This is a genomic window from Vibrio sp. YT-19(2023) (assembly GCF_033337395.1).
Genome location: NZ_JAWOQN010001207.1, coordinates 1 through 508, shown reverse-complemented (window position 1 = coordinate 508; position 508 = coordinate 1). Strand labels below are relative to the sequence as shown.

At 43.3% G+C, this 508-nt stretch carries 1 protein-coding gene and 1 pseudogene; both read left to right on the top strand.

Translation table 11 applies throughout. The annotated features are described in order from the left end of the window. Nucleotides 1-110, top strand: a pseudogene (locus R7E78_RS30875) (outer membrane lipid asymmetry maintenance protein MlaD); the annotation flags it as partial. A gap of 2 nt (nucleotides 111-112) precedes the next feature. Next, a partial coding sequence (locus tag R7E78_RS30870; protein WP_318059235.1) for an ABC transporter substrate-binding protein occupies nucleotides 113-508 on the top strand: 396 nt, incomplete at its 3' end.

Genomic DNA, 508 nt, shown 5'->3' with positions numbered 1-508 from the left:
TGGTAGACGGAGATACCATCGAAGACACTAAATCTGCGTTAGTGCTTGAAGACTTAATTGGTCAGGTACTTTACAGCGTTGGTGGTTCAGACGGTTCAAGTAAGGAATAACTATGTTAGCTAGACTATTACTTTCATTTTCAGTGGTGCTTACCGCTTTTGGGGTTGGCGCGGCAGAAGTGGATAAAACTCAGCCATATCAAATGATGAAGCAAGTGGCTGAAGTGACATTTGCTCGACTAAAAGCAGAACAGCCAAAAATCAAACAAGATCCTAATCTATTAAAGGTGATTGTTGAGCAAGAGCTGATGCCTTACGTCAACGACCGTTATGCAGCACTGAAACTGCTTGGCCCTAACTTGAAAGGGGCAAAACGTGAAGACGTGCTAGAGTTTGTAGATGCGTTCCGTGCTTACTTGATTGCGTCTTACGCACAAGTCTTGACGCAATACAGCGATCAACAAATTGAGTTTGGTCCAGAGCCGAAATTAGACGACTCTAAACGTATT